A 20077-nucleotide genomic window follows, 5' to 3' on the forward strand; every position below is an offset into this window, starting at 1 on the left:
GCGGCCCGCCGGGGCGTCAGTCCGCCAGCCGGCGGCGCAGGATCAGCTCGGTGCCGTGCTCCGTGCGGGTCACGGTCATCTCGCCGAGCGCCTGGATCAGCGCCAACCCGCGACCCCGGAAGCTCGACCCGCTCGACTCCCGCCACCGGCCGCTGTCGCGGATCGTGGCGGTGACCGTCCGGTCCTCGATGGTCACCTCGACGCCGATCACCGGCTCGGCCGGGGCGACCGGGTGCTCGATGGCGTTGGCGGCGGCCTCGGAGATGGCGACCGTGAGGTCGAACAGGTCGGTCTCGACGACGTGGTGGGCGACCAGGAAGTCCTCCAGCCGCTTGCGCAGCACGCTGAGCCGGGTCGGGTCGGCCGGCAGCCGCAGCGCGAAGCGGTTCAGCTCGGTCGCCTCCAGCGCGAGCACCGCCACGTCGTCGTGCCGGGTCCGCCCGGCGACCCGCTCGACCATCGCGTCGACCAGGTCGGCCACGTGCTCGCCCGGGGTGGTCGCGTCGGCCCGGAGCTGACTGAGCGCGGCGTCGATGCCGACCTTCCGGTCCTCGATCAGCCCGTCGGTGTAGAGCAGCAGCCGGCCACCGGGGGCCAGTTCACCGTCGACGGTCCGGTACGCCGTGCCGGGGATCGCCCCGACCGGCGGCCCGAGCGCCCGGTCGTGCAGGAACACCGCGTCACCGTCCCGGATCAACAGCGGCGACGGGTGACCCGCGCTGGCGTACCGGAGCCGGCCGGTGCGCGGGGAGAAGCGGAGGCAGACCACGGTGGCGAACGAGCCGCCCTCGGTGGAGCCGACCAGCCGGTTGAGCCGGGTCAGCGCCTCGCCCGGGTCGTAACCCTCCAGCACGTACGCCCGCAGCGCGTTGCGGAGCTGGCCCATCGCGGCGGCGGCCCGTACCCCCTTGCCGACCACGTCACCGATCGCCAGCACCAGCTCGTCGTCGGCGACGCCGATCACGTCGTACCAGTCGCCGCCCACCTCGACGTCGGCGCTGCCCGGCAGGTAGCGGCTGGCCACCACGGCGCCGGGGAGCTGCGGCAGGGTGCGCGGCAGCAGGCTGTGCTGGAGGGTGGTGGCGATCCGGTGCTCGGCCTCGTAGAGCTGGGCGTTCTCCAGCCGCACGCCGACCAGCCGGGCCAGCTCGGTGAGCGCCGCCTGCTCGGCGCCGCCGCCCTCTCGGCGCCAGACCCGCAGCTCGCCGAGCTGCTCGTCGGTGGTGCCGGTCAGCGGCAGCACCACCGAGGGCTCGGCGGAGACGTCCCCGCCGCCGTCCGCCTCGTAGCAGGCGCCGGTGGCGGTGACCACCACCCGGGCGGCCTCGGCCAGGCTGAGCGCGTGCCGCGCGGCGACGCGCACCACGTCGGCGGTGGACCTGGCGGTGTTGATCGCCACCGCGGCGTCGGCGAGCGCCCGCAGCCGGCGGATGATCTGGCCGCGGAGCTGGCCCAGCTCGACGTTGGCCCGGACCCGGGCGATCAGCTCCTGGCTGGAGAAGGGCTTGGTGAGGTAGTCGTCCGCGCCGACCGAGAGCCCGGCGACCTCCTCGGCCGCGCCGGCCCGGGCGGAGAGCAGCACGATCGGCACCCCCCGGGTGGCCGGGTTGGCGCGCAGCGCGGTGACCAGCCCGAATCCGTCCAGCCGGGGCATCATCACGTCGGTCAGCACGAGGTCGAACGGGGAGTCGACCGCCAGCCGCAGCGCCTCCACGCCGTCCGGCACGGTGACCACCTCGTACGACGGGGAGAGCAGCCGGCTCACGTGCTCCCGCAGGTCGGCGTTGTCGTCGGCGACCAGGATCCGACCCGCCCCGCCCGGCGCGCCGCCTGCCTCCGGCAGCCCGCCGGGGCGCGCCACCTCGTCGGTCCAGAGCGCGGTCTCGGCGACGTAGAGCCGGGCCTGCTCCGGCTCGGTCAGCGGCACCGGGGCGAGGGCGGCCACCCGGTCGCCGGGCAGGTGCGCGTGCCCGAACGGCACGCGCACCGTGAAGGTGCTCCCCCGGTCGACGACGCTGCGCGCCTCGACGGTGCCGCCGTGCATCTCGACCAGCTCGCGGACCAGGGCGAGGCCGATACCGGTGCCCTCGTGGGTACGGGAGCGGGCCCCGGGCACCCGGTGGAACCGCTCGAACACCTGCGGCAGCTCCTGCGGCGCGATGCCGACGCCGGTGTCGGTCACCTCCAGCACGGCGGCGCCCTCACCGGCGCGGACCCGGACCCGGATCTCGCCGTCGAAGGTGAACTTGACCGCGTTCGACACCAGGTTGAGGACGATCTTCTCCCACATGTCCCGGTCGACGTAGACGGGCGCGGGCAGCGGCGGGCAGTCCACCACGAGGCGCAGCCCGGCCCGCTCGGTGGCCGAGCGGAAGGTGCTGGCCAGCCGGGCCGTGTAGTCGGCCAGATCGGTGGGCTGGTATCGGGCGGCCAGCCGGCCGGACTCCAGCCGGGAGAAGTCGAGCACCGTGTTGACCAGCTTGAGCAGCCGCAGCGCGTTGCGGTGCATCATGGCCAGCCGATCGAGGTACGCGTCGGGCAGGGCGCGGTCGGCGAGCAGGTCCTCCAGCGGCCCGAGCACCAGGGTGAGCGGGGTGCGGAACTCGTGGCTGACGTTGGCGAAGAAGTTGGTCTTGGCGCGGTCGAGGGCGGCCAGCTCGGCGGCCCGGGCCCGCTCCTGCTCGTACGCCCGCTGCTTGCCGACAGCCCGGGAGATCTGGGCGGCGACCAGGTCGGCGAAGTGGCGGTAGTCGTCGGTGAAGGGCAGCCGGCGGGCCACCCCGAGCAGCAGCACGCCGGCCGGCTCGTTGGTCGCCGTGAGCGGCAGCAGCAGGGCCCGGTCGGCGGCGTCCGGCGGCACCGCGCCGAGCAGATCGGCGGTGGAGACCCAGCGGGGTTCCTCCGGGAAGCCACCGGGGCGTGGGGGGCCGCCGGCGATCGTGTCGGGGTCCACCCCGGCGCAGCCGGCCAGCGCCGGGACGCCGTCCTCGTCGTGCAGCCAGACGGCGCTGAACGGCACGTCGGCCCGGTGCCCGTCGAGCACCTCGGCGACGGACCGGCCCAGCTCCGCGGTGCTGCGCACGTCGGCCAACTCGGTGCCCAGCTCGGCCAGGGCCCGCAGCCGGCGCTCGCCGAGCACCCGCCCGGTGGTCTCGTTGACGAAGCAGAACACCCCGCTGACGCTGCCGTCGGCGTCGCGGATGGGGTCGTACGAGATGTCGAAGTAGACGTCCTCCAGGAAGCCGTGCCGGTTGAGCACGAAGGGGTGGTTCTCGCCGCGGTAGGGCACGCCGGTGCGGTGCACCCCGTCGAGCAGCGGTCCGAGCACGTCCCAGGTCTCCGCCCAGTGCCGGCGGGCGGACTGGCCGAGCACCGCCGGGTGCTTGTCGCCGATGGTGGGCCGGTAGGCGTCGTTGTAGAAGGCCAGGTGGTCCTGGCCCCAGAACAGCACGATCTGGGCCCGGGACGACAGCATGGTGCTGACCGCGTGGCAGAGCGCGGGGGACCAGCCGTCCGGGGTGCCGAGCGGGGTGCCGGACCAGTCGAAGCCGCGCAGCCGCTCGCCCATCTCGCCGCCCGCGGCGAACGCCGCGGTCAGCAGTGGAGAGAGTTTCGCCTCCCCGGTCCCCGAGGACGAACGACCAACGTCCCCGCCCCCCTGGGCCGAGCCCATGCAGCCTCCCGCTCCGGCCATGTCCACGACGACCGGCGCGATCACGCCGGTCGTCCCCGCCTACTACCCCGACGGACGAGCAACGTAACGCATGTCGCCGGTCGGGCGCTGGTTACCTACGCCTCATCCTGACGCAACCGGCGGCAGGGGGCGAGTCGGGCGGGCCGGGGCGCCGGCCGCCGCGCGGACCAGCGCGGCCACCGGCCGGGGATCGGCGTCGTTCTCCGGGTGCCACTGCACGCCGAGCAGGAAGCGCCGCGCCGGATCCTCCACCGCCTCCACCACCCCGTCGTCGGCCCAGCCGGTCACGGCCAGGCCGCCCGGGTCGGCCACCCCCTGATGGTGGTACGAGTTGACCTCGTCCACCCCGGCCATCACGGCCCCGGCCAGGCTGCCGGCGGCGAACCGGACCGGGTGCGACCCGTACACCCCGGGGGCGGGGCGGTGGCGGTCGTGGCCGACCACGTCCGGCAGGTGCTGGTGCAGCGTGCCGCCGTAGGCCACCGCGAGCAGCTGCATGCCCCGGCACACGCCGAGCACCGGCAGGTCGGCGGCGAGCGCGGCGGTCAGCAGCGCCAGCTCCCCGGCGTCCCGGTCCGGCCGGCTCTCGGTTCGCGGGTCGGGCGGCCGGCCGTACCGCTCCGGGCCGACGTCGGCGCCGCCGGCCAGCAGCAGCCCGTCGAGCACCCGCAGCACGTCGGCGTCGGTGTCGTCCGGGGGCAGCACCACGGCCCGGCCGCCGGCCGCGGTCACCGCCCGGACGTACGCCTGCGGCACCAGCGCCGCCGGCACGTCCCGCCACACCGCCCAGCCGGCCGGCTCGACGTACGCGGTGACGCCGATCACCGGACGCCGACTCACTGAGGTGGCACCGTTCGCGACTGCGGGGCTCGCAACCCCGGCTCACTCCTCGCGCTCACAGTGGCGTCACGTACGCGCCGGTGATCCCGCCGTCCACCACGAACTGCGCGGCCGTCATGAAGGAGGCGTCGTCGCTGGCCAGGAACGCCACCGCGGCGGCGATCTCCTCGGGGTTGCCGAACCGGCCCATCGGCACGTGGACGAGGCGGCGGGCGGCCCGCTCCGGGTCCTTGGCGAACAGCTCCAGCAGCAGCGGGGTGGCGACCGGGCCGGGGCAGAGCGCGTTGACCCGGATGCCCTCCCGGGCGAACTGCACGCCCAGCTCCCGGGTCATCGCCAGCACCCCGCCCTTGCTCGCCGTGTACGCGATCTGGGAGGTCGCCGCCCCCATGAGCGCCACGAACGAGGCGGTGTTGATGATCGAGCCCTTGCCCTGCCGCCGCATGTGCGGGATGGCGTACTTGCAGCAGAGGTAGACGCTCGTGGTGTTGACCCGCAGCACCCGCTCCCAGGCGTCCAGCCCGGTCTCCAGGATCGAGTCGTCGTCGGGCGGCGAGATGCCGGCGTTGTTGAACGCCACGTCCACCCGGCCGTGCCGCTCGGCCACCCCGTCGAAGAGGTCGCGGACCGCCGCCTCGTCGGCCACGTCGGTGGCCACGAACTCGCCGGCCACCTCGTCCGCGGCCCGCTTGCCCGCCTCGGCGTCGATGTCCACGCAGACCACCCGGGCACCCTCGGCGGCGAACCGCCGCACGGTGGCCAGGCCGATGCCGCTGCCCGCCCCGGTCACCACGGCGACCCGGTCCTGAAGCCGTCCCTGCATCTCACTCCTCCGTGCTGATGAACACGTTCTTGACGTCGGTGAAGGCGTACAGCGCGTCCGGGCCCAGCTCCCGGCCGAGGCCGGAGCGCTTCATCCCGCCGAACGGGGTCCAGTAGCGCACCGAGGAGTGCGAGTTGACGCTGAGGTTGCCGGACTCGACCGCCCGGGCCACCCGGACCGCGCGGCCCACGTCCCGGGTCCAGATCGAGCCGGAGAGGCCGTATTCCGTGTCGTTGGCCAGGCGGATCGCGTCCGCCTCGTCGTCGAACGGGAGCACCGAGACCACCGGGCCGAAGATCTCCTCCCGCCAGTGCCGGTCCGCCGGGGAGTCGGCGAGCAGCACGGTCGGGGCGTGCCAGAAACCGGCGCCGTCGGGGCGGGTGCCCGTGAAGGCCACCTTCGCCCCGTCGACGTACCCGGCGACCCGGTCCCGGTGTCCGGCGGAGATCAGCGGGCCCATCTCGGCGCTCTCGGCGGCCGGGTCCTCGACCCGGAACGCCCGGACGGCCGGTTCGAGCAGTTCCAGGAAGCGGTCGTACACCGATCGCTGGACCAGGATCCGGGAGCGGGCGCAGCAGTCCTGGCCGGCGTTGTCGAAGACCGCGGCCGGCGCGCTGGCCGCCGCCTTCGCCAGGTCGGCGTCGGCGAAGACCAGGTTGGCGGACTTGCCGCCCAGCTCCAGCGTCACCCGCTTCACCTGGGCGGCGCAGCCGGCCATGATCCGGGTGCCGACCTCGGTGGAGCCGGTGAAGCAGACCTTGCGTACCGCCGGGTGGGTGACGAACCGCTCGCCCACCACGCTGCCCTTCCCGGGCAGCACGGTGAAGACGCCCTCCGGCAGGCCGGCGTCGAGCGCCAGCTCGGCCAGGCGCAGCGCGGTCAGCGGGGTCAGCTCGGCCGGCTTGAGCACCACCGTGTTGCCGGCGGCGAGCGCCGGGGCGAAGCCCCAGCCGGCGATGGGCATGGGGAAGTTCCACGGCACGATCACCCCGACCACGCCGAGCGGTTCGTGGAAGGTGACGTCGAGCCCGCCGGGCACCGGGATCTGGTGCCCGGTCAGCCGCTCCGGCGCCCCCGCGTAGTAGTCGAGCACGTCCCGGACGTTGCCGGCCTCCCAGCGCGCGTTGCCGATGGTGTGGCCGGCGTTGCGCACCTCCAGCAGCGCCAACTCCTCCCGGTGCGCGTCGACCACGGCGGCGAACCGCCGCAACAACCGCGCCCGATCCCCCGGCCCCACGGCACGCCACGTCTCAAAGGCAGCCGCCGCCCGCTCGATGGCCGCGTCCGTCTCGGCGAGCGAGGTGGCCGGCACCTCGCGCAGCGGCTCACCGGTCGCCGGGTTGATCACCTGGGTCACGCGCCCCACCCTTCTCCTGGCTGACGGGGAGCGCAAGGTCAGAGGCGCTCGAAGCCACGGACCAGCTCCCAGTCGGTGACGGCGGCGTCGAAGGCGGCCAGCTCCACCCGCGCGTTGTTGGCGTAGTGGGCGACGACCTCGTCCCCGAAGGCGTCCTTCGCCGTCTCCGAGGACTCCCAGAGCGTGAGGGCGTCCCGGAGCGTGCCGGGCACCCGCTCGGCGTCCCCGTCGTCGTACGCGTTGCCGGCGCACTCCTCGCCCAGCTCCAGCTCGCGCTCGATACCGTGCACCGCGCCGGCCACCAGCGCGGCGATCGCCAGGTACGGGTTGACGTCGGCGCCCGGCACCCGGTTCTCCACCCGCATCCCCTGGCCGTGCCCGACCAGCCGCAGCGCGCAGGTGCGGTTGTCGGTGCCCCAGCGCAGCGCGGTCGGGGCGAACGAGCCGGGCTGGTAGCGCTTGTAGGAGTTGACGTTGGGCGCGAAGAGGAGGCTGAACTCGCGCATGGTGGCGAGCAGCCCGGCCAGCACCCGCTGCCCGGTGGTGGACAGGTGCGCCGGCCCGTCGCCGAGCATGGCCGAGCGGCCGTCGGCGTCGCGCAGCGAGAAGTGGATGTGGCAGGAGTTGCCCTCACGCGCGTTCGGCTTGGCCATGAAGGTGATCGACATGCCCTCCTGGGCGGCGATCTCCTTCGCCCCGTTCTTGTAGATGACGTGGTGGTCGGCGCAGGCCACCGCCTCGTCGTAGCGGAAGGCGATCTCGTGCTGGCCGAGGTTGCACTCGCCCTTGGCGCTCTCCGGGACCAGCCCCGCGCCGGCCATCTGGTTGCGGATCCGGCGCAGCAGCGGCTCGACCCGTGCCGTCCCGAGCAGCGAGTAGTCCACGTTGTACTGGTTGGCCGGGGTCAGGTCGCGGTAACCACGCCGCCACGCCTCCTCGTACGAGTCGCGGAACAGCACGAACTCCAGCTCGGTGCCGGCGTACGCGGTCAGCCCGTGGGCGGCCAGCCGGTCGAGCTGGCGGCGCAGGATCTGCCGGGGCGAGGCGACCACCGGGCCGGAGCCGTCCAGCCACTCCAGGTCGGCCAGGAGCATCACGGTGCCGGGCTGCCAGGGCACCCGGCGCAGGGTGTCCAGGTCGGGCCGCATGGCGAAGTCGCCGTAGCCGCGTTCCCAGCTCGACATGGCGTACCCGTCGACGGTGTTCATGTCGACGTCCACGGCCAGCAGGTAGTTGCAGCCCTCGCTGCCGTGCGCGACCACCTGGTCCAGGAAGTAGGGGGCGTGGAACCGCTTGCCCTGGAGGCGGCCCTGCATGTCGGTCAGGGCGAGCACCACCGTGTCGATCTCGCCCTCGGCGACCGCGACGCGCAACTGTTCCAGCGTGAGCGGAGCTTTCCTCATCGGCGCGCCTCCATCACCAAGGTCTACTGGCAGAACCGGATCACCGTCAATGCCCGTTCCGGACACCATGGCAAACGCAACGGTCAGTCACGGCCCGCGCCCGGGCGAGGATGCCGTGGGCAGGTCCGGGACGTGGTCCGGGTCGGGCCTGCCGAGCCGAAGGGACTAGGAAGCCGGTCCTGGTGCGGCGAGTGCGGCGATGAAGACCTCCTGATTGGTCTCGACGTAGGCGACTTCGCGTCGGGTCCACGCGACCAGTTCGGCCGAGCGTGCGCGCGGGACCGGTGCGGCTTCGTCGGCCGACGTCTCCCGCCAGAACGTCTCGTTGCGGCGTAGGCGCTCGCGGATCGCGCCCGGTAGGCGGTCGCGGTCGGTCGGACCCAGGCCGTACGCGTCGGCCAGGGTCCGCACCTGGCGGGCCTGTTCCGTCACCGGTCCCCGGTCCGGCCGGGACGAGACGCACCAGGCCCACGCCAGGTAGCCGACGTCCTCTCCAACGGGTCGCCGGGTGCCGCGAAGTCGAAGTCGATGAACGCGATCGGCTGTCCGTCACGGAAGACCGTGTTGTTCGGGCCGGGATCATGATGACAGATCACCTCGCCACCGAGTGTCGGCGCGAGGTCCCGCGTGGCGTCGTGCAGTCGTCGTAGCAGCCTCGCCGCTTGGCCGACCTGATCGTCGGTGAAGCGCTGCCATCGTGGCGGAACGTGGCCCGGCACGAACGACAACACGTCGCGACCGTGCTGGTCCTGCCCCAGATGCCGAGGGCAGCCGTCGAAGCCCTGCCTGGCGAGATGGGCCAGCAGCCGCGCCACGAAACACGACGCGGGTGAGGCCGGGCGACGCACCGTGTCTCCGACCCGCACCACGCCAGCCGTCAGACGCCCGCCAGCCAAGGGCAACTCCAGGTCGCCGCCGGGGATCTGCGGGCAAGGATCAATCCTTTCCTGCACGCTGGTTCTCGACAAGGGCCAGCAGGGCGGCGTGGGTCTGCTCGTCGGCGGCCGCGATGAGACCGCCCGCCCCCGCGTGCAGCGGCTGGCCGTCGATCCCGGTCACCACACAGCCAGCGGCCTGACAGAGTGCGATGCCGGCCGCGAAGTGAACGCTGCCGCTCAGGTGGCCGTCGGTCACGTAGGCGGCGCGCCGGCCGGCGGCGACCCAGGCCACCGCCAGGGTGGTGGAGACGACACGGGGGCGGAACTGCTCGATGAACCGTTGGTCGGCAAGTAACCGGGCGGCCCGGAAGACGCGCTCATTGGGGAACGGTGGATCGAGATTGACGTCCACCAGCCTCGACTCGGCCGACGGAGCGAGTTGCTCGTCCACGCCGCCGCGGCGCACGTGGGCACCACCCCCGTCGGTCCAGAACACCTCTTCGGTGAACGGGTCCGCCGAGGCCGCCACGACGACCTGCGTTCCGGCTCGCAGGGCGACGTTGACCGAGACCAGCATGTTGCGTACGGCGTAGTTCAGCGTCCCGCACAGCGGATCGACCAGCCACGTGCGCCCGTTCCCGCCGGTTCCCGTGCGCCCGCTCTCCTCCGCCACCACGAGGTCGTCCGGCCGGGCAGCCCGCAGGACGTCGAGGATGGCCTTCTCCGCTTCGATGTCGGCCGTGGTGGCGAAGTCTCCCGCGGACTTCTCGAAGCGTGTCAGCGCTGCCCCGTACCGGGACCGCACGACCGCGGCCCCGGCTGCCGCCGCTTCGATTACCAGATCCCGGTCCTTGATCGACATGCACGCACAATAGATGCCGGGCGGGGCTCGCGGTTGCCCGCGACGGTCAGGAGACCGCGGCCTTCACGAGCGCGACGACCTTCTTCTCCACCGCGGGGCTCCACTTCTGGAGCGCGTACGACACCGGCCACAGGTCGCCGTCGTCGAGGTTGGCCGTGTCCTGGAAGCCCAGGGTCGAGTACCGGTAGTTGAACTTGCCCGAGTCCTGGAAGAAGACGACGATCTTGCCGTCGGCGTTCGCGTAGGCGGGCATCCCGTACCAGGTCTTCGGCGACAGCTGCGGGGCCGCTGCGGTCACCGCCGCGTGCACGCGCTCGGCGAGCGCGCGGTCGTCCGGCGCCATCTGCGCGATCCGGTCAAGGACCGCCTGGAGGTCGTCGGCCTTCTTGGCGCCCTTCTTGCCCTCGGCGCGCAGCTCGGCGGCGCGCTCCTTCATCGCGGCGCGCTCCTCGGCGCTGAAACCATCGGTCACGGTCGTGGCGTTCTTCGCGGACATTCTCGGGCTCCCTCTCGCTGTCAGGCTCGGCGTCCTGCCGGCTGCCTGGGAAAAGGCTAGGCCCGACGGCATCCTGGTCGCTTCTTGATTCCTGATCGGTTCGCCGGCCCCGACGAGGCTTCTGGGTGGCCCGCTGTTCAGCGCGGGACCGCCCGCCGCCACTCGCGTGCCAGGAGGCCGTAGACGACGAGATCGCGTCGTTCGTTGGACCCAGCGCTCCTCGCCGGCGCCGGGTGAGCCGGCGCCGGCGAGGAGAGTGGGTCAGGCCGGGTCGTCGGCCGGTGCGGCGTCCGCGGCGGGGCGCTGCGCCGGAACGTCGACGGTACGGCGGGGGCCGGTGAACCACTTCCGGGCCGAGGCGTACCACCAGACGGCCACGCCGAGCAGCACCCCGCCGATGGCGAGCGGCGCGTAGTTCACCGCCGTCCAACTGAACTCCGCGTTGCCCGGCACGCCGGCCGGCACGATCGGGAGCACGAAGTAGACGGAGATGATCGCGATCTCGATCACCGCGATCCAGCCGAGCAGCTTGTACCTCCGGCCCAGCGTCCACGGGCCCGGGACGAACCGGTCCCCCATCCGCAGCCGCAGGAAGATCGGGATGAGGAAGGACAGGTACAGCCCGATCACCGCGACCGAGACCACCGCGTAGAAGGCGATCGGCACGCCGGCCTTCTGGTAGAGCGCGGGCAGGGTGAGCACCAGCCCGGCCAGGGTGGCCGCGATGATCGCGTTGACCGGGGTGCCGTTGCGGTCCACCCGCGACCAGAGCCGCCAGCCCGGGACCGCGCGGTCCCGGCTGAACGCGTACGCCATCCGGGACATCGAGGTCACGCAGCTCATCCCGCAGAAGAACTGGCCGATGGTGGAGATGATGATGACGGCCTTGAAGAAGAACGGGGTCAGCGCGGACTCGAAGATCGCCCCGGAGAAGCCGCCCGCGGAGTTGATCGCGTCCACGTCGGTGGCCGCGAAGAGGAACGCGAGCAGCAGGATCCAGCCGCCCACCGCCGAATAGAAGATCGACCGCCAGAGGCCCTGGGCGGCGGCCTTCGAGGCGCCCCGGGTCTCCTCGGAGACGTGGGCGCAGGCGTCGAAGCCGGTGATCGTGTACTGGGTGAGCAGGAAGCCCAGCGGCAGCACGTAGAACCAGAACGTGAGCCCGCCGGTGTCACCGTCGCCGAAGCCGGAGTTGTTGAACCGCTCGGTGAAGACGAACTTGAAGCTCTGGTGGTCGTCGGGGACCAGGACCAGGATGAGCACCACCGCGGCCGCGCCGGCCACGTGCCACCAGACCGAGACGTTCTGGAGTACGTCGATGACGTGGTGCCCGTAGATGTTGATCAGCCCGTGCAGGGCGAGGATCACCACGAACAGCCCGAAGGTCTGGTGCGGGGTGCCGGCCCAGCCGTCGAAGAGCGCGGAGAGGGTGAGGTTGAGGAAGGTGGCGCAGCCGTAGTCGACCGAGGCGGTCACCGCCACCAGGCCGATCAGGTTGAGCCAGCCGGTGAACCAGCCGTGCACCGGCCGTCCCATGGTCGCTGCCCACCAGTAGATCCCGCCGGCGGTCGGGTAGGCCGAGACCAGCTCGGCCATGCAGAAGCCGATGATCAGGATGAACAGCGAGATCAGCGGCCAGCCCCAGGAGATGGCGACCGGCCCGCCGTTGTTCCACGCCTGGCCGAAGGTGGTGAAGCAGCCGGCCAGGATCGAGATGATCGAGAACGAGATGGCGAAGTTGGAGAAGCCGCTCCACTTGCGGTGGAGTTCCTGCTTGTAGCCGAGTTCGGCGAGCCGTCGGGCGTCGTCGTCCATCGGTTGTTCAGCGGTCGGCGCGGGCGTCGTGGCCACTGCACACCTCCTCGAGGTGGATTCCCCGGTGCGAGTGGGCAAAGTGTGATCCCGCCGATCAAGGCGGTCAATACGGCAGCCGTGGGAATCTCACGGCCGGCACGGCTAATTGCGTTGCCGGGCGAGACCGTTCCGGGGCATCCTTGAGCCCGTGACCAGGCCCGATCGCGACGGGCCACCGCCGGGCGCTCGGCAACGCCCGGTGCGCGGCGGCGCGCGGCGTCCACCTCTCTCTCACTGAAGTACGGCGGTTCGCCGTACCCCCGGACGCCCGCGCCGCCGCTCCCTACCTCCCGACCGAGCGCACCAGGCCCGGCACGGCGACCTCCACCGGCCCGGCGTACCCGCGCCGCGCCGCCGCCACCGCCTCCGCCGGATCGGTCCCGGGCCACAGGTGGGTGAGCAGCACCCGGCGGGCCCCGGCCGCGGCCGCGTACCGGCCCACCTCGGCGGCGCTGGACAGGTTGCCGGCGTGCCGGTCCGGGATCTCCACCGGATACGTGGCCTCGGCGATCAACAGGTCGACGTCCCGGGCCAGCTCGACGAGGTCCGGGCTGCTTCCGGTGTCCCCGGTGTAGGCCAGCACCGCGTCCCGGCCGGTGAACCGGGCGCCGACGTTGGGCACCCAGTGCGGCAGCGACCAGGTGTCCACCCGGAACGGCCCGAGATCGAACGCCACTCCCGGCGCGAGGGCGGCCAACCGGTACACCTCGTCGACCAGACCGGGCTCGTCGATGGCGAGCAGGCGATCCAGGGCTCCGGCGGGCGCGTACACGGGCAGCGGCGGGCCGGACCGGTCGGCCAGCACCCGGGCCCGCAGCAGCGGTTGCAGGTCGGCGCAGTGGTCCGGGTGGCCGTGGCTCACGTACACCGCGTCGACCTGTGCCGCGGGGACGCGCGCCAGCAGCGGTTGCAGGGTCGCGTACCCGGGGTCGACCAGCAGCCGGAAGCCCGCGTGCTCGACCAGGAAGCCGGAGCACGGCTGCTCGGCGGTGGGCCAGGCGCCGAGCCCGCCGAGGACGGTGATCCGCACGGGGCGACCATAACCGGCGGAAGCGGCGGAACGCTGCCCCGAGCCGGTCAGGCGAACAGCAGCCCGGCCACCCAGAGCACGGCGATGACCAGGCCGGCCAGGAACTCGACCAGCATGGACAGCCCGGCCGCCTTGAGCGCCTGCACGGTGGCCGGCCAGGCGAGCTGGTTGCTGCCCAGCCGCAGCCGTTCGGCGCCCCAGATCCCGCCCATGAAACCGATCGGCAGGCCGACCACCGGGATGACGAAGAAGCCGACCAGGCCGAGCAGCCCGCCGGCCAGCAGCGACGAGGTGGGCACGCCGGTCCGCTTCAGGTTCCGCCCCGGCCAGAGGTACTTGACCACGCCGCCGCCGACGGCGACCACGGTGGCGGCGGCCAGCACCGCCCAGCGGCCCGGCCCGGCGTCGCCGAAGATCGCCCACACCAGCACGCCACCCCAGCAGAGCGGCAGCGCGGGCAGCCCGGGCACCAGCACCCCGGCCAGCCCGGCCACGATGGCCAGCGCGGCCACCACCGACACCACCGCCTGCGAGTCGCTCAGGCTCACCGCGTCTCCTCCCCGGCGGCGCGGGCCTGCGCCCGCCCGGCTCGCTGTTCCGGCAGGTGGGCAGGGAACCCGTCGCCATCCGAGGCGTCACGGAGGGGCCCCGCCGCGGCGGCCAGCCGGGTACGGATGTCGGCGGCCGGCATCGGGGCGCCGAACCAGCGGCCCTGCCCGGTGTCGCAGCGCAGCGACCGCAGCCGCTCCGCCTGCACCTCGGTCTCCACCGCCTCGGCGGTCACCCACAGCTCCAACGCGTGGGCCAGCCGGACCAGCGCGTCCACGATCCGCTCGTCGCGGTGGTCGGCGGCCACGTCCGCCCCGTCGGCCCGGATCCCCTCGACGAACGGGCCGGCCAGCTTCAGGCACTGGATCGGCAGCCGCCGCAGGTACGCCAGGTTCGAGTAGCCGGTGCCGAAGTCGTCGATGGCCAGCCGGATCCCGAGGTCGGCGAGCTGGTGCAGGGCGCGCAGCGGCTCGCCCGCGGTGCCCATCACGGCGCTCTCGGTCAGCTCCAGTTGCAGCAGCTCGGCGGGGAGCCCGGTGCGCTGCAACGCCTCGGCGACGGTCTCCACGATGGCCGGGTCGTCGGCCTGCCGGGCGGCCAGGTTCACGCTCACCACCAGCCGCGCGTCCGGGTACGCCCGCCGCCAGCCCTCCGCGTCCCGGCACGCCTGCCGCAGCACCCAGGCGCCGAGCCGGACGATCAGGCCGGTCTCCTCGGCCAGCCCGATGAACCGGTCCGGGCCGATCAGCCCCAGCTCCGGGTGCTGCCAGCGGACCAGCGCCTCCACGGCCACCATCGAGCCGTCGAGCAGCGAGACGATCGGCTGGTAGTGCAGCACGAACTCGCCCCGGTCCAGCGCGGCGGGCAGGTTGGCGGCCAGCGCGGAGCGGGCGATGTCGGCGGCGCTGCGCTCCGGGTCGTAGACCGCCCAGCGGCCCCGCCCCTCGGCCTTGGCCCAGTAGAGCGTGGTGTCGGCGGCCTTCATGAGGTCGGAGACGCTGGTCTCGGCGGCCGGGCACTCCACGATGCCGATGCTCGCCGAGACGGCGAGCTGCTGGTCGCCGACGTGGACCGGGGCGGAGACCGCGGCCAGGGCCAGCTCGGCCACCTCCACCGCGTCGTCGAGGCCGCCGTCGGAGTCGACCAGGATGACGAACTCGTCGCCGCCCATCCGGGCCACCAGGTGGCCGCGGCCGGACACGCAGTCGGCCAGCCGCCGGGCGATCACCTTGAGCAGCCGGTCGCCGAGGTCGTGGCCGAGACTGTCGTTGATCGCCTTGAAGCCGTCCAGGTCGATGAAGCAGAGCCCGACCCGCTGCTCCGGCCCGGCGGTGTCGAAGACCTGGCCGAGCGTCTCGAAGAAGAGCGTCCGGTTGGGCAGGCCGGTGAGCGGGTCGTGCAGCGCCTGGAAGCGCAGCCGCTGCTGGAGCTGGTACCGCTCGGTGATGTCCTCGATCATCGCCACGGTGAACCGGGGGCGGCCGTCGTCGTGGCGGATCAGCGAGACGGCGAGGTCGGTCCAGACCACGGTGCTGTCCTTGCGGTAGTAGCGCTTCTCCACCCGGGCGCTGTCCCGCTTGCCCTCGATCAGCTCCTGGTACAGCTCCCACATGCCGGCGGCGTCGTCGGGGTGGAACAGCCCGTCCACGGTGAGTTCGCGCAGCTCGGCCACCGTGTAGCCGAGCATGTCCGCGAACGACTGGTTGACCTCGATGATCCGCCCGTCCACCCCGGCGATGCCGATGCCGATGGCCGCCCCGGTGAACACCGCGCGGAACCGGGCCTCGCTGTCCCGCAGCGCCTGCTCCACCGCGTCCCGGGCCTGCCAGGCCGAGCGGGCGATCCGCTCCTGCTGGCTGAACACCCGGTCGCGCAGCGCCCGGCCGAAGCCGGCGGCGAACGCACCCTGCATGGCGGCGATCCGCTCCCGCACCTCGGGCACCTCCACCCGGGTGGGCAGCACCCAGGGCAGGAAGCGGTCACCGAGCGCCTGCACCGACCAGTCGAGCACCCCGGGCTCGGTGAGGTGCGCCTCGACCAGGGCCCGCCCGACGTCCTCCGCCGGCTGGGCGGAGAACGCCGGGGCGAGCAGGGCCCGGCCGAGGCGGACGGTGTGCGCCAGCAGCAGCCGCTCGGTCTCGGCCGCGCTCAGCGGCACGAACCCGATGCGCCGCACCGCCCGGGCCCATTCGGCGGCGTACGCCGCGGCGCCCGGCCGGCTGACGTCGCCCCCGTCGGGGTCCGGGGCGCGCATGTCGGGTCAGCCGGCGGTGCGGTCGTACCGGGCGACGCCGCCGAACGCCCCGAACCGCTCGGGGTGCTCGTCCACGTCGGACGGGGAGTCGGGCCGCCACAGCGGCATGTGCACGACCCCCGGTTCGAGCAGCGTCCAGTCGCCGAAGTAGCCGGTGATCTCGGCCCGCGAGCGCAGCGTGATCTCGGTGGCGGTACGCGCCGACAGCCGCTGCGCGTCGAGCATCTCCTGCGGCTGGTCCTCGAAGGTCGAGTGCGAGATGACCAGGAAGCTGCCGGGCGCCGCGGCGGCCCGCAGGGTGGCCAGGATGTCGCCCGGCCGGTCCTCGTCGGGGATGAAGTGCACCACCCCGGCGAGCAGGATGCCGACCGGGCGATCGAAGTCGATCAGGCCGCTGGCCCGGGCCTGGTCCAGGATCAGTTTCGGTTCCCGCAGGTCGGCCAGGATCGCGGTGGCCCGGTCGTTGCCGGCGAGCAGTTCCCGGCTGTGCGCCACGGCGACCGGGTCGATGTCGACGTACACGATCCGGGCCTCCGGGTTGGCCGCCTGGGCGACCTCGTGCACGTTGCCGACCGTGGGAATCCCGGAGCCGATGTCGAGGAACTGGTCGATGCCGGCGTCGAGCAGCACCCGTACGGCCCGGCGCAGGAACTCCCGGCCGGAGCGCATGGTGGCCGCCAGGTTCGGCGTCATGGCGGCGATCTGCTCGGCGAGCTGCCGGTCGATCTCGAAGTTGTGCGCGCCGCCGAGGAAGTAGTCGTAGACCCGTGCCGCGCTCGGCCGGCTCAGGTCGATCTCGGCGGGCAGTCCGTCCGACGTCTGCATCGCTCGGTCCCCCAGGTCGTCGCCGCGGGTGGCCCGGCAACCGGGCCGGCCCCGCGGCATGGTGTGGTCCACACCACTCTATGCGCGCGCACCCACGAACGGGAGATCCACTGTCGACGGTGCCGGCCCGCCCGCTGTCAGGCGGCCGACTCCAGCAGCAGCGAGATGCCCTGCCCGACGCCGATGCACATGGTCGCCAGGGCCCGCTGCCCGCCCCGCCGGCGCAGCTCCAGCGCGGCGGTGAGGGCCAGCCGGGCGCCGCTGGCGCCGAGCGGGTGGCCCAGCGCGATCGCCCCGCCGTTCGGGTTGACGTGCTCGGCGTCCTCGGGCAGCCCCAGCTCGCGCAGCACCGCCACCGACTGGGCGGCGAACGCCTCGTTCAGCTCGATCACGTCGAGGTCGGCCAGGCCCAGGCCGTGCCGGCCGAGCAGCTTGCGGGTGGCCGGGACCGGGCCGATGCCCATGATCCGCGGTGGCACGCCGGCCGCCGCCGCCCCGGTCACCCGGGCGAGCGGCGTGAGGCCGTAGCGCTCGACGGCCGCCGCGGAGGCGACCAGCAGGGCCACCGCTCCGTCGTTGACGCCGGAGGAGTTGCCGGCGGTCACCGTGCCGCCCTCGCGGAACGGGGTGGGCAGCGCGGCGAGCTTCGCAAGCGTGGTCTCCCGGGGGTGCTCGTCGACCTCGACCAGCTTCGTCTCCCGCCTGCCGGCCGGCACGGTCACCGGCACGATCTCCTCGGCCAGCCGCCCGTCGGCCTGTGCCTTGGCGGCGCGCTGCTGCGAGCGGTACGCGAACTCGTCCTGCGCGGCGCGGTCGACGCCGAAGTCCGCGGCGACGTTCTCCGCCGTCTCCGGCATCGAGTCGATGCCCCACCCCTTCTTCATGAGCGGGTTCACGAGCCGCCAGCCGATGGTGGTGTCGTACACCTCGGCGGCGCGGGCGAACGCGGCCGTGGCCTTCGGCATCACGAAGGGCGCCCGGCTCATGCTCTCCACCCCGCCGGCCACCAGCAGGTCGGCCTCACCGGCCACGATCGCGCGGGCGGCCGTGGCGACGGCGTCCAGGCCGGAGCCGCAGAGCCGGTTGACCGTGCTGCCGGGCACCTCCTCGGGCAGCCCGCCGAGCAGCGCGGCCATCCGGGCCACGTTGCGGTTGTCCTCGCCGGCCTGGTTGGCGCAACCCAGGATCACGTCGTCGGTGCGGGCCCAGTCCACCGAGGGGTGGCGGGCGACCAGCTCCCGGATCACGTGCGCGGCCAGGTCGTCGGGGCGGACCCCGGCGAGGGCGCCGGCGTACCGGCCGATCGGGGTGCGGACACCGGCCACGAGGTATGCGACGGTCATCGGCGCTCAGTCCTTCGGGGGGTGGGCGGGGGTGGCGGCGGGTCGCCCGCCGGGTCACGGGGACGCCCGGCGCCAGGATATCCGCGCCCGGAACGGATAGGTTGGCCGCATGGCCCGGGCCCAGTTCAGCGCAGAGAACGCCGGCGGCGGCGCGTTCGTCCGCCAGCCCAACCGGTTCACCGGTCGGGTCACCCCGCACTCCACCTCGCCCGAGGGCGGCGGCCCCGACGACCAGGGCCGCTGGCCGCTGGAGGCGGGCCGCTACCGGCTGATCTGGTGCCGGGCGTGCCCGTGGGCGCACCGGGCCCGGATCGTGCGCGGCCTGCTCGGCCTGGACGAGGTCATCTCCCTGGGCACGGTCGACCCGATCCGCGACGAGCGGGGCTGGCGGTTCAGCCTCGACCAGGACGGCTTCGACCCGGTGCTGGGCATCGGGTTCCTCAGCGACGCGTACCTGTCCACGGACCCCGACTACACCGGCCGGGTCACCGTGCCGGCGCTGGTGGACACGCTGACCGGCCGGGTGGTCACCAACGACTATCCGCAGCTCACCCTCGACTTCTCCACCGAGTGGCGGCGGTTCCACAAGCCGGGGGCTCCGGACCTCTACCCGGTCGAGCTGCGGCCGGAGATGGACGCGCTGATGGCGGAGATCCACCGCGACGTCAACAACGGCGTCTACCGGTGCGGCTTCGCGACCTCCCAGGAGGCGTACGACGAGGCGTACACGGCGCTGTTCGCCCGGCTGGACGCGCTGTCGGAGCGGCTGTCCGGGCGGCGCTACCTCATGGGCGAGCAGATCACCGAGGCCGACGTGCGGCTCTTCACCACGCTGGTCCGCTTCGACGTGGCCTACCACGGGCACTTCAAGTGCAACCGGCAGAAGCTGACCGAGATGCCGGTGCTCTGGGCGTACGCCCGGGACCTGTTCCAGACCCCGGGCTTCGGCGAGACGGTGGACTTCGACCACATCAAGCGGCACTACTACGCCACCCACGAGATGATCAACCCGACCCGGATCGTGCCGCTCGGTCCCGACCTGTCCGGCTGGACCACGCCGCACGGACGTGGCTGACCCGGACGTCCTCCGGGCCGCCGCCGCGTCCGGCGCCGCCGGCTGCGCCCTGGCCGGGGCGGTCGCCGTGACGGTCGCCGTGGCCGCCGGTCCCGGTCCGGGCCTGACCGGGTACGTCAGCGAGGCCGGCGTCACCGACAGCGGCTACGCCGGGGCGTACCGGATCGGGGTGTTCGCCCTGGCTGCGGCGCTGCTGCTGCTCGCCGCGGCGCTGCCCCCGGCGCTGCGGGCCGCGGCCGCGCTGCTGGTGGCCGGCGCCGCCGGCACGGCGCTCTCCGGGGCGGTGACCTGCTCCACCGGCTGCCCACTGCCGCCGTTCGAGGCCGCCACGGTGGCCGACCTGGTGCACGGCGGCGCGAGCATCGCGGCAACGGCCGCCGTGGTCTTCGCCATGCTGGCGCTGTTCGTGCACCCGGCGGCGGGCCGGGCGCTGCGCCGGGTCGCCGGGGTGGCCGCGGCCCTGGCGCTGCCGCTGTCCGGGGCGGTCGGGCTGGCCATGCTGCTGGTCGGGCGCGGCGGCCTGGTCGGGATCCTGGAGCGGCTGCTGCTCGCGGTGGCCGCCGGGTGGGGGCTGGCCACCGCCGCCGTGCTGGGCCTGGCGCACCGCCGATCGTGACGAACGGCGCGGATCACCCCTGTAAGGAGCGTCACGCCTATCGCTCCTTCCACCGGGGAGCCGGCCGGGAGTAGCGTCGGTAGGCGATGACCAACGTCTGGCACCTCACCGTGCGCCTGTACGTCGACCTCCGACGGCAGGCCAGCGGCATCTGTCCGGCGCAGCCGCTCTCCTGACG

General features: G+C 73.5%; 16 protein-coding genes and 1 pseudogene. 2 read left to right on the forward strand and 15 right to left on the reverse strand.

What is annotated here, in order from left to right; genetic code table 11:
* Nucleotides 1-16 precede the first annotated feature (16 nt).
* The 15 genes and pseudogenes from IEY96_RS06285 to pcaF all read right to left on the reverse strand — a co-directional run bounded on the left by IEY96_RS06285 (nucleotide 17) and on the right by pcaF (nucleotide 18208).
* Complete coding sequence (locus tag IEY96_RS06285; RefSeq protein ID WP_189193846.1) at nucleotides 17-3673, reverse strand: SpoIIE family protein phosphatase; 3657 nt, start codon at nucleotides 3671-3673, stop codon at nucleotides 17-19.
* Between the two features lie 123 nt (nucleotides 3674-3796).
* Complete coding sequence (locus tag IEY96_RS06290) at nucleotides 3797-4534, reverse strand: gamma-glutamyl-gamma-aminobutyrate hydrolase family protein (protein ID WP_189193847.1); 738 nt, start codon at nucleotides 4532-4534, stop codon at nucleotides 3797-3799.
* Between the two features lie 55 nt (nucleotides 4535-4589).
* Nucleotides 4590-5357, reverse strand: coding sequence for a 3-oxoacyl-ACP reductase (locus IEY96_RS06295; protein ID WP_189193848.1), 768 nt, complete (start codon nucleotides 5355-5357; stop codon nucleotides 4590-4592).
* A 1-nt stretch (nucleotide 5358) separates the two neighbouring features.
* Nucleotides 5359-6714, reverse strand: a complete 1356-nt coding sequence (locus tag IEY96_RS06300; RefSeq protein WP_189193849.1) for an aldehyde dehydrogenase family protein — start codon at nucleotides 6712-6714, stop codon at nucleotides 5359-5361.
* A 38-nt stretch (nucleotides 6715-6752) separates the two neighbouring features.
* Nucleotides 6753-8117 carry a glutamine synthetase family protein gene (locus IEY96_RS06305; protein ID WP_189193850.1) on the reverse strand — a complete coding sequence of 455 codons (1365 nt, stop codon included), beginning with the start codon at nucleotides 8115-8117 and terminating at the stop codon, nucleotides 6753-6755.
* A gap of 165 nt (nucleotides 8118-8282) precedes the next feature.
* A complete protein-coding gene (locus IEY96_RS32510) occupies nucleotides 8283-8549 on the reverse strand; it encodes a hypothetical protein (protein ID WP_229791419.1) in 267 nt (88 codons plus the stop codon).
* Complete coding sequence (locus IEY96_RS32515) at nucleotides 8546-9070, reverse strand: phosphotransferase (protein ID WP_229791420.1); 525 nt, start codon at nucleotides 9068-9070, stop codon at nucleotides 8546-8548. The genes IEY96_RS32510 and IEY96_RS32515 overlap by 4 nt, the downstream gene beginning before the upstream one ends.
* Nucleotides 9054-9857, reverse strand: a complete 804-nt coding sequence (locus IEY96_RS06315) for an inositol monophosphatase family protein (protein WP_189193851.1) — start codon at nucleotides 9855-9857, stop codon at nucleotides 9054-9056. Before IEY96_RS06315 ends, IEY96_RS32515 begins: the two co-directional genes overlap by 17 nt.
* Before the next feature lie 46 nt (nucleotides 9858-9903).
* Nucleotides 9904-10353: an iron chaperone gene (locus IEY96_RS06320; RefSeq protein ID WP_189193852.1), complete on the reverse strand. Its 450-nt coding sequence runs from the start codon at nucleotides 10351-10353 to the stop codon at nucleotides 9904-9906.
* A 261-nt stretch (nucleotides 10354-10614) separates the two neighbouring features.
* Nucleotides 10615-12204: an amino acid permease gene (locus IEY96_RS06325; protein WP_189193853.1), complete on the reverse strand. Its 1590-nt coding sequence runs from the start codon at nucleotides 12202-12204 to the stop codon at nucleotides 10615-10617.
* 286 nt (nucleotides 12205-12490) lie between these two features.
* The gene (locus IEY96_RS06330; protein ID WP_189193854.1) at nucleotides 12491-13237 is read right to left on the reverse strand and encodes an MBL fold metallo-hydrolase; all 747 of its coding nucleotides are present in this window, start codon (nucleotides 13235-13237) and stop codon (nucleotides 12491-12493) included.
* Nucleotides 13238-13284: 47 nt separating this feature from the next.
* Complete coding sequence (locus IEY96_RS06335) at nucleotides 13285-13785, reverse strand: DUF456 domain-containing protein (protein WP_189193855.1); 501 nt, start codon at nucleotides 13783-13785, stop codon at nucleotides 13285-13287.
* Nucleotides 13786-13898: 113 nt separating this feature from the next.
* Nucleotides 13899-16040, reverse strand: a pseudogene (locus IEY96_RS06340) (putative bifunctional diguanylate cyclase/phosphodiesterase); the annotation flags it as partial.
* A 6-nt stretch (nucleotides 16041-16046) separates the two neighbouring features.
* Nucleotides 16047-16865: an SAM-dependent methyltransferase gene (locus tag IEY96_RS06345; RefSeq protein WP_189193856.1), complete on the reverse strand. Its 819-nt coding sequence runs from the start codon at nucleotides 16863-16865 to the stop codon at nucleotides 16047-16049.
* A gap of 137 nt (nucleotides 16866-17002) precedes the next feature.
* On the reverse strand, nucleotides 17003-18208 hold the full coding sequence (gene pcaF / locus IEY96_RS06350) for a 3-oxoadipyl-CoA thiolase (protein ID WP_189193857.1): 1206 nt from the start codon (nucleotides 18206-18208) through the stop codon (nucleotides 17003-17005).
* Between the two features lie 109 nt (nucleotides 18209-18317).
* Here pcaF and IEY96_RS06355 point away from each other — a divergent pair, with 109 nt between their 5' ends.
* Together IEY96_RS06355 and IEY96_RS06360 are read left to right on the forward strand one after the other, a co-directional pair.
* The gene (locus IEY96_RS06355) at nucleotides 18318-19283 is read left to right on the forward strand and encodes a glutathione S-transferase family protein (RefSeq protein WP_189193858.1); all 966 of its coding nucleotides are present in this window, start codon (nucleotides 18318-18320) and stop codon (nucleotides 19281-19283) included.
* The gene (locus IEY96_RS06360; protein ID WP_189193859.1) at nucleotides 19276-19899 is read left to right on the forward strand and encodes a DUF998 domain-containing protein; all 624 of its coding nucleotides are present in this window, start codon (nucleotides 19276-19278) and stop codon (nucleotides 19897-19899) included. The genes IEY96_RS06355 and IEY96_RS06360 overlap by 8 nt, the downstream gene beginning before the upstream one ends.
* Nucleotides 19900-20077: the final 178 nt, after the last annotated feature.

Source organism: Micromonospora fulviviridis (assembly GCF_014648395.1).
GTDB lineage: Bacteria > Actinomycetota > Actinomycetes > Mycobacteriales > Micromonosporaceae > Micromonospora > Micromonospora fulviviridis.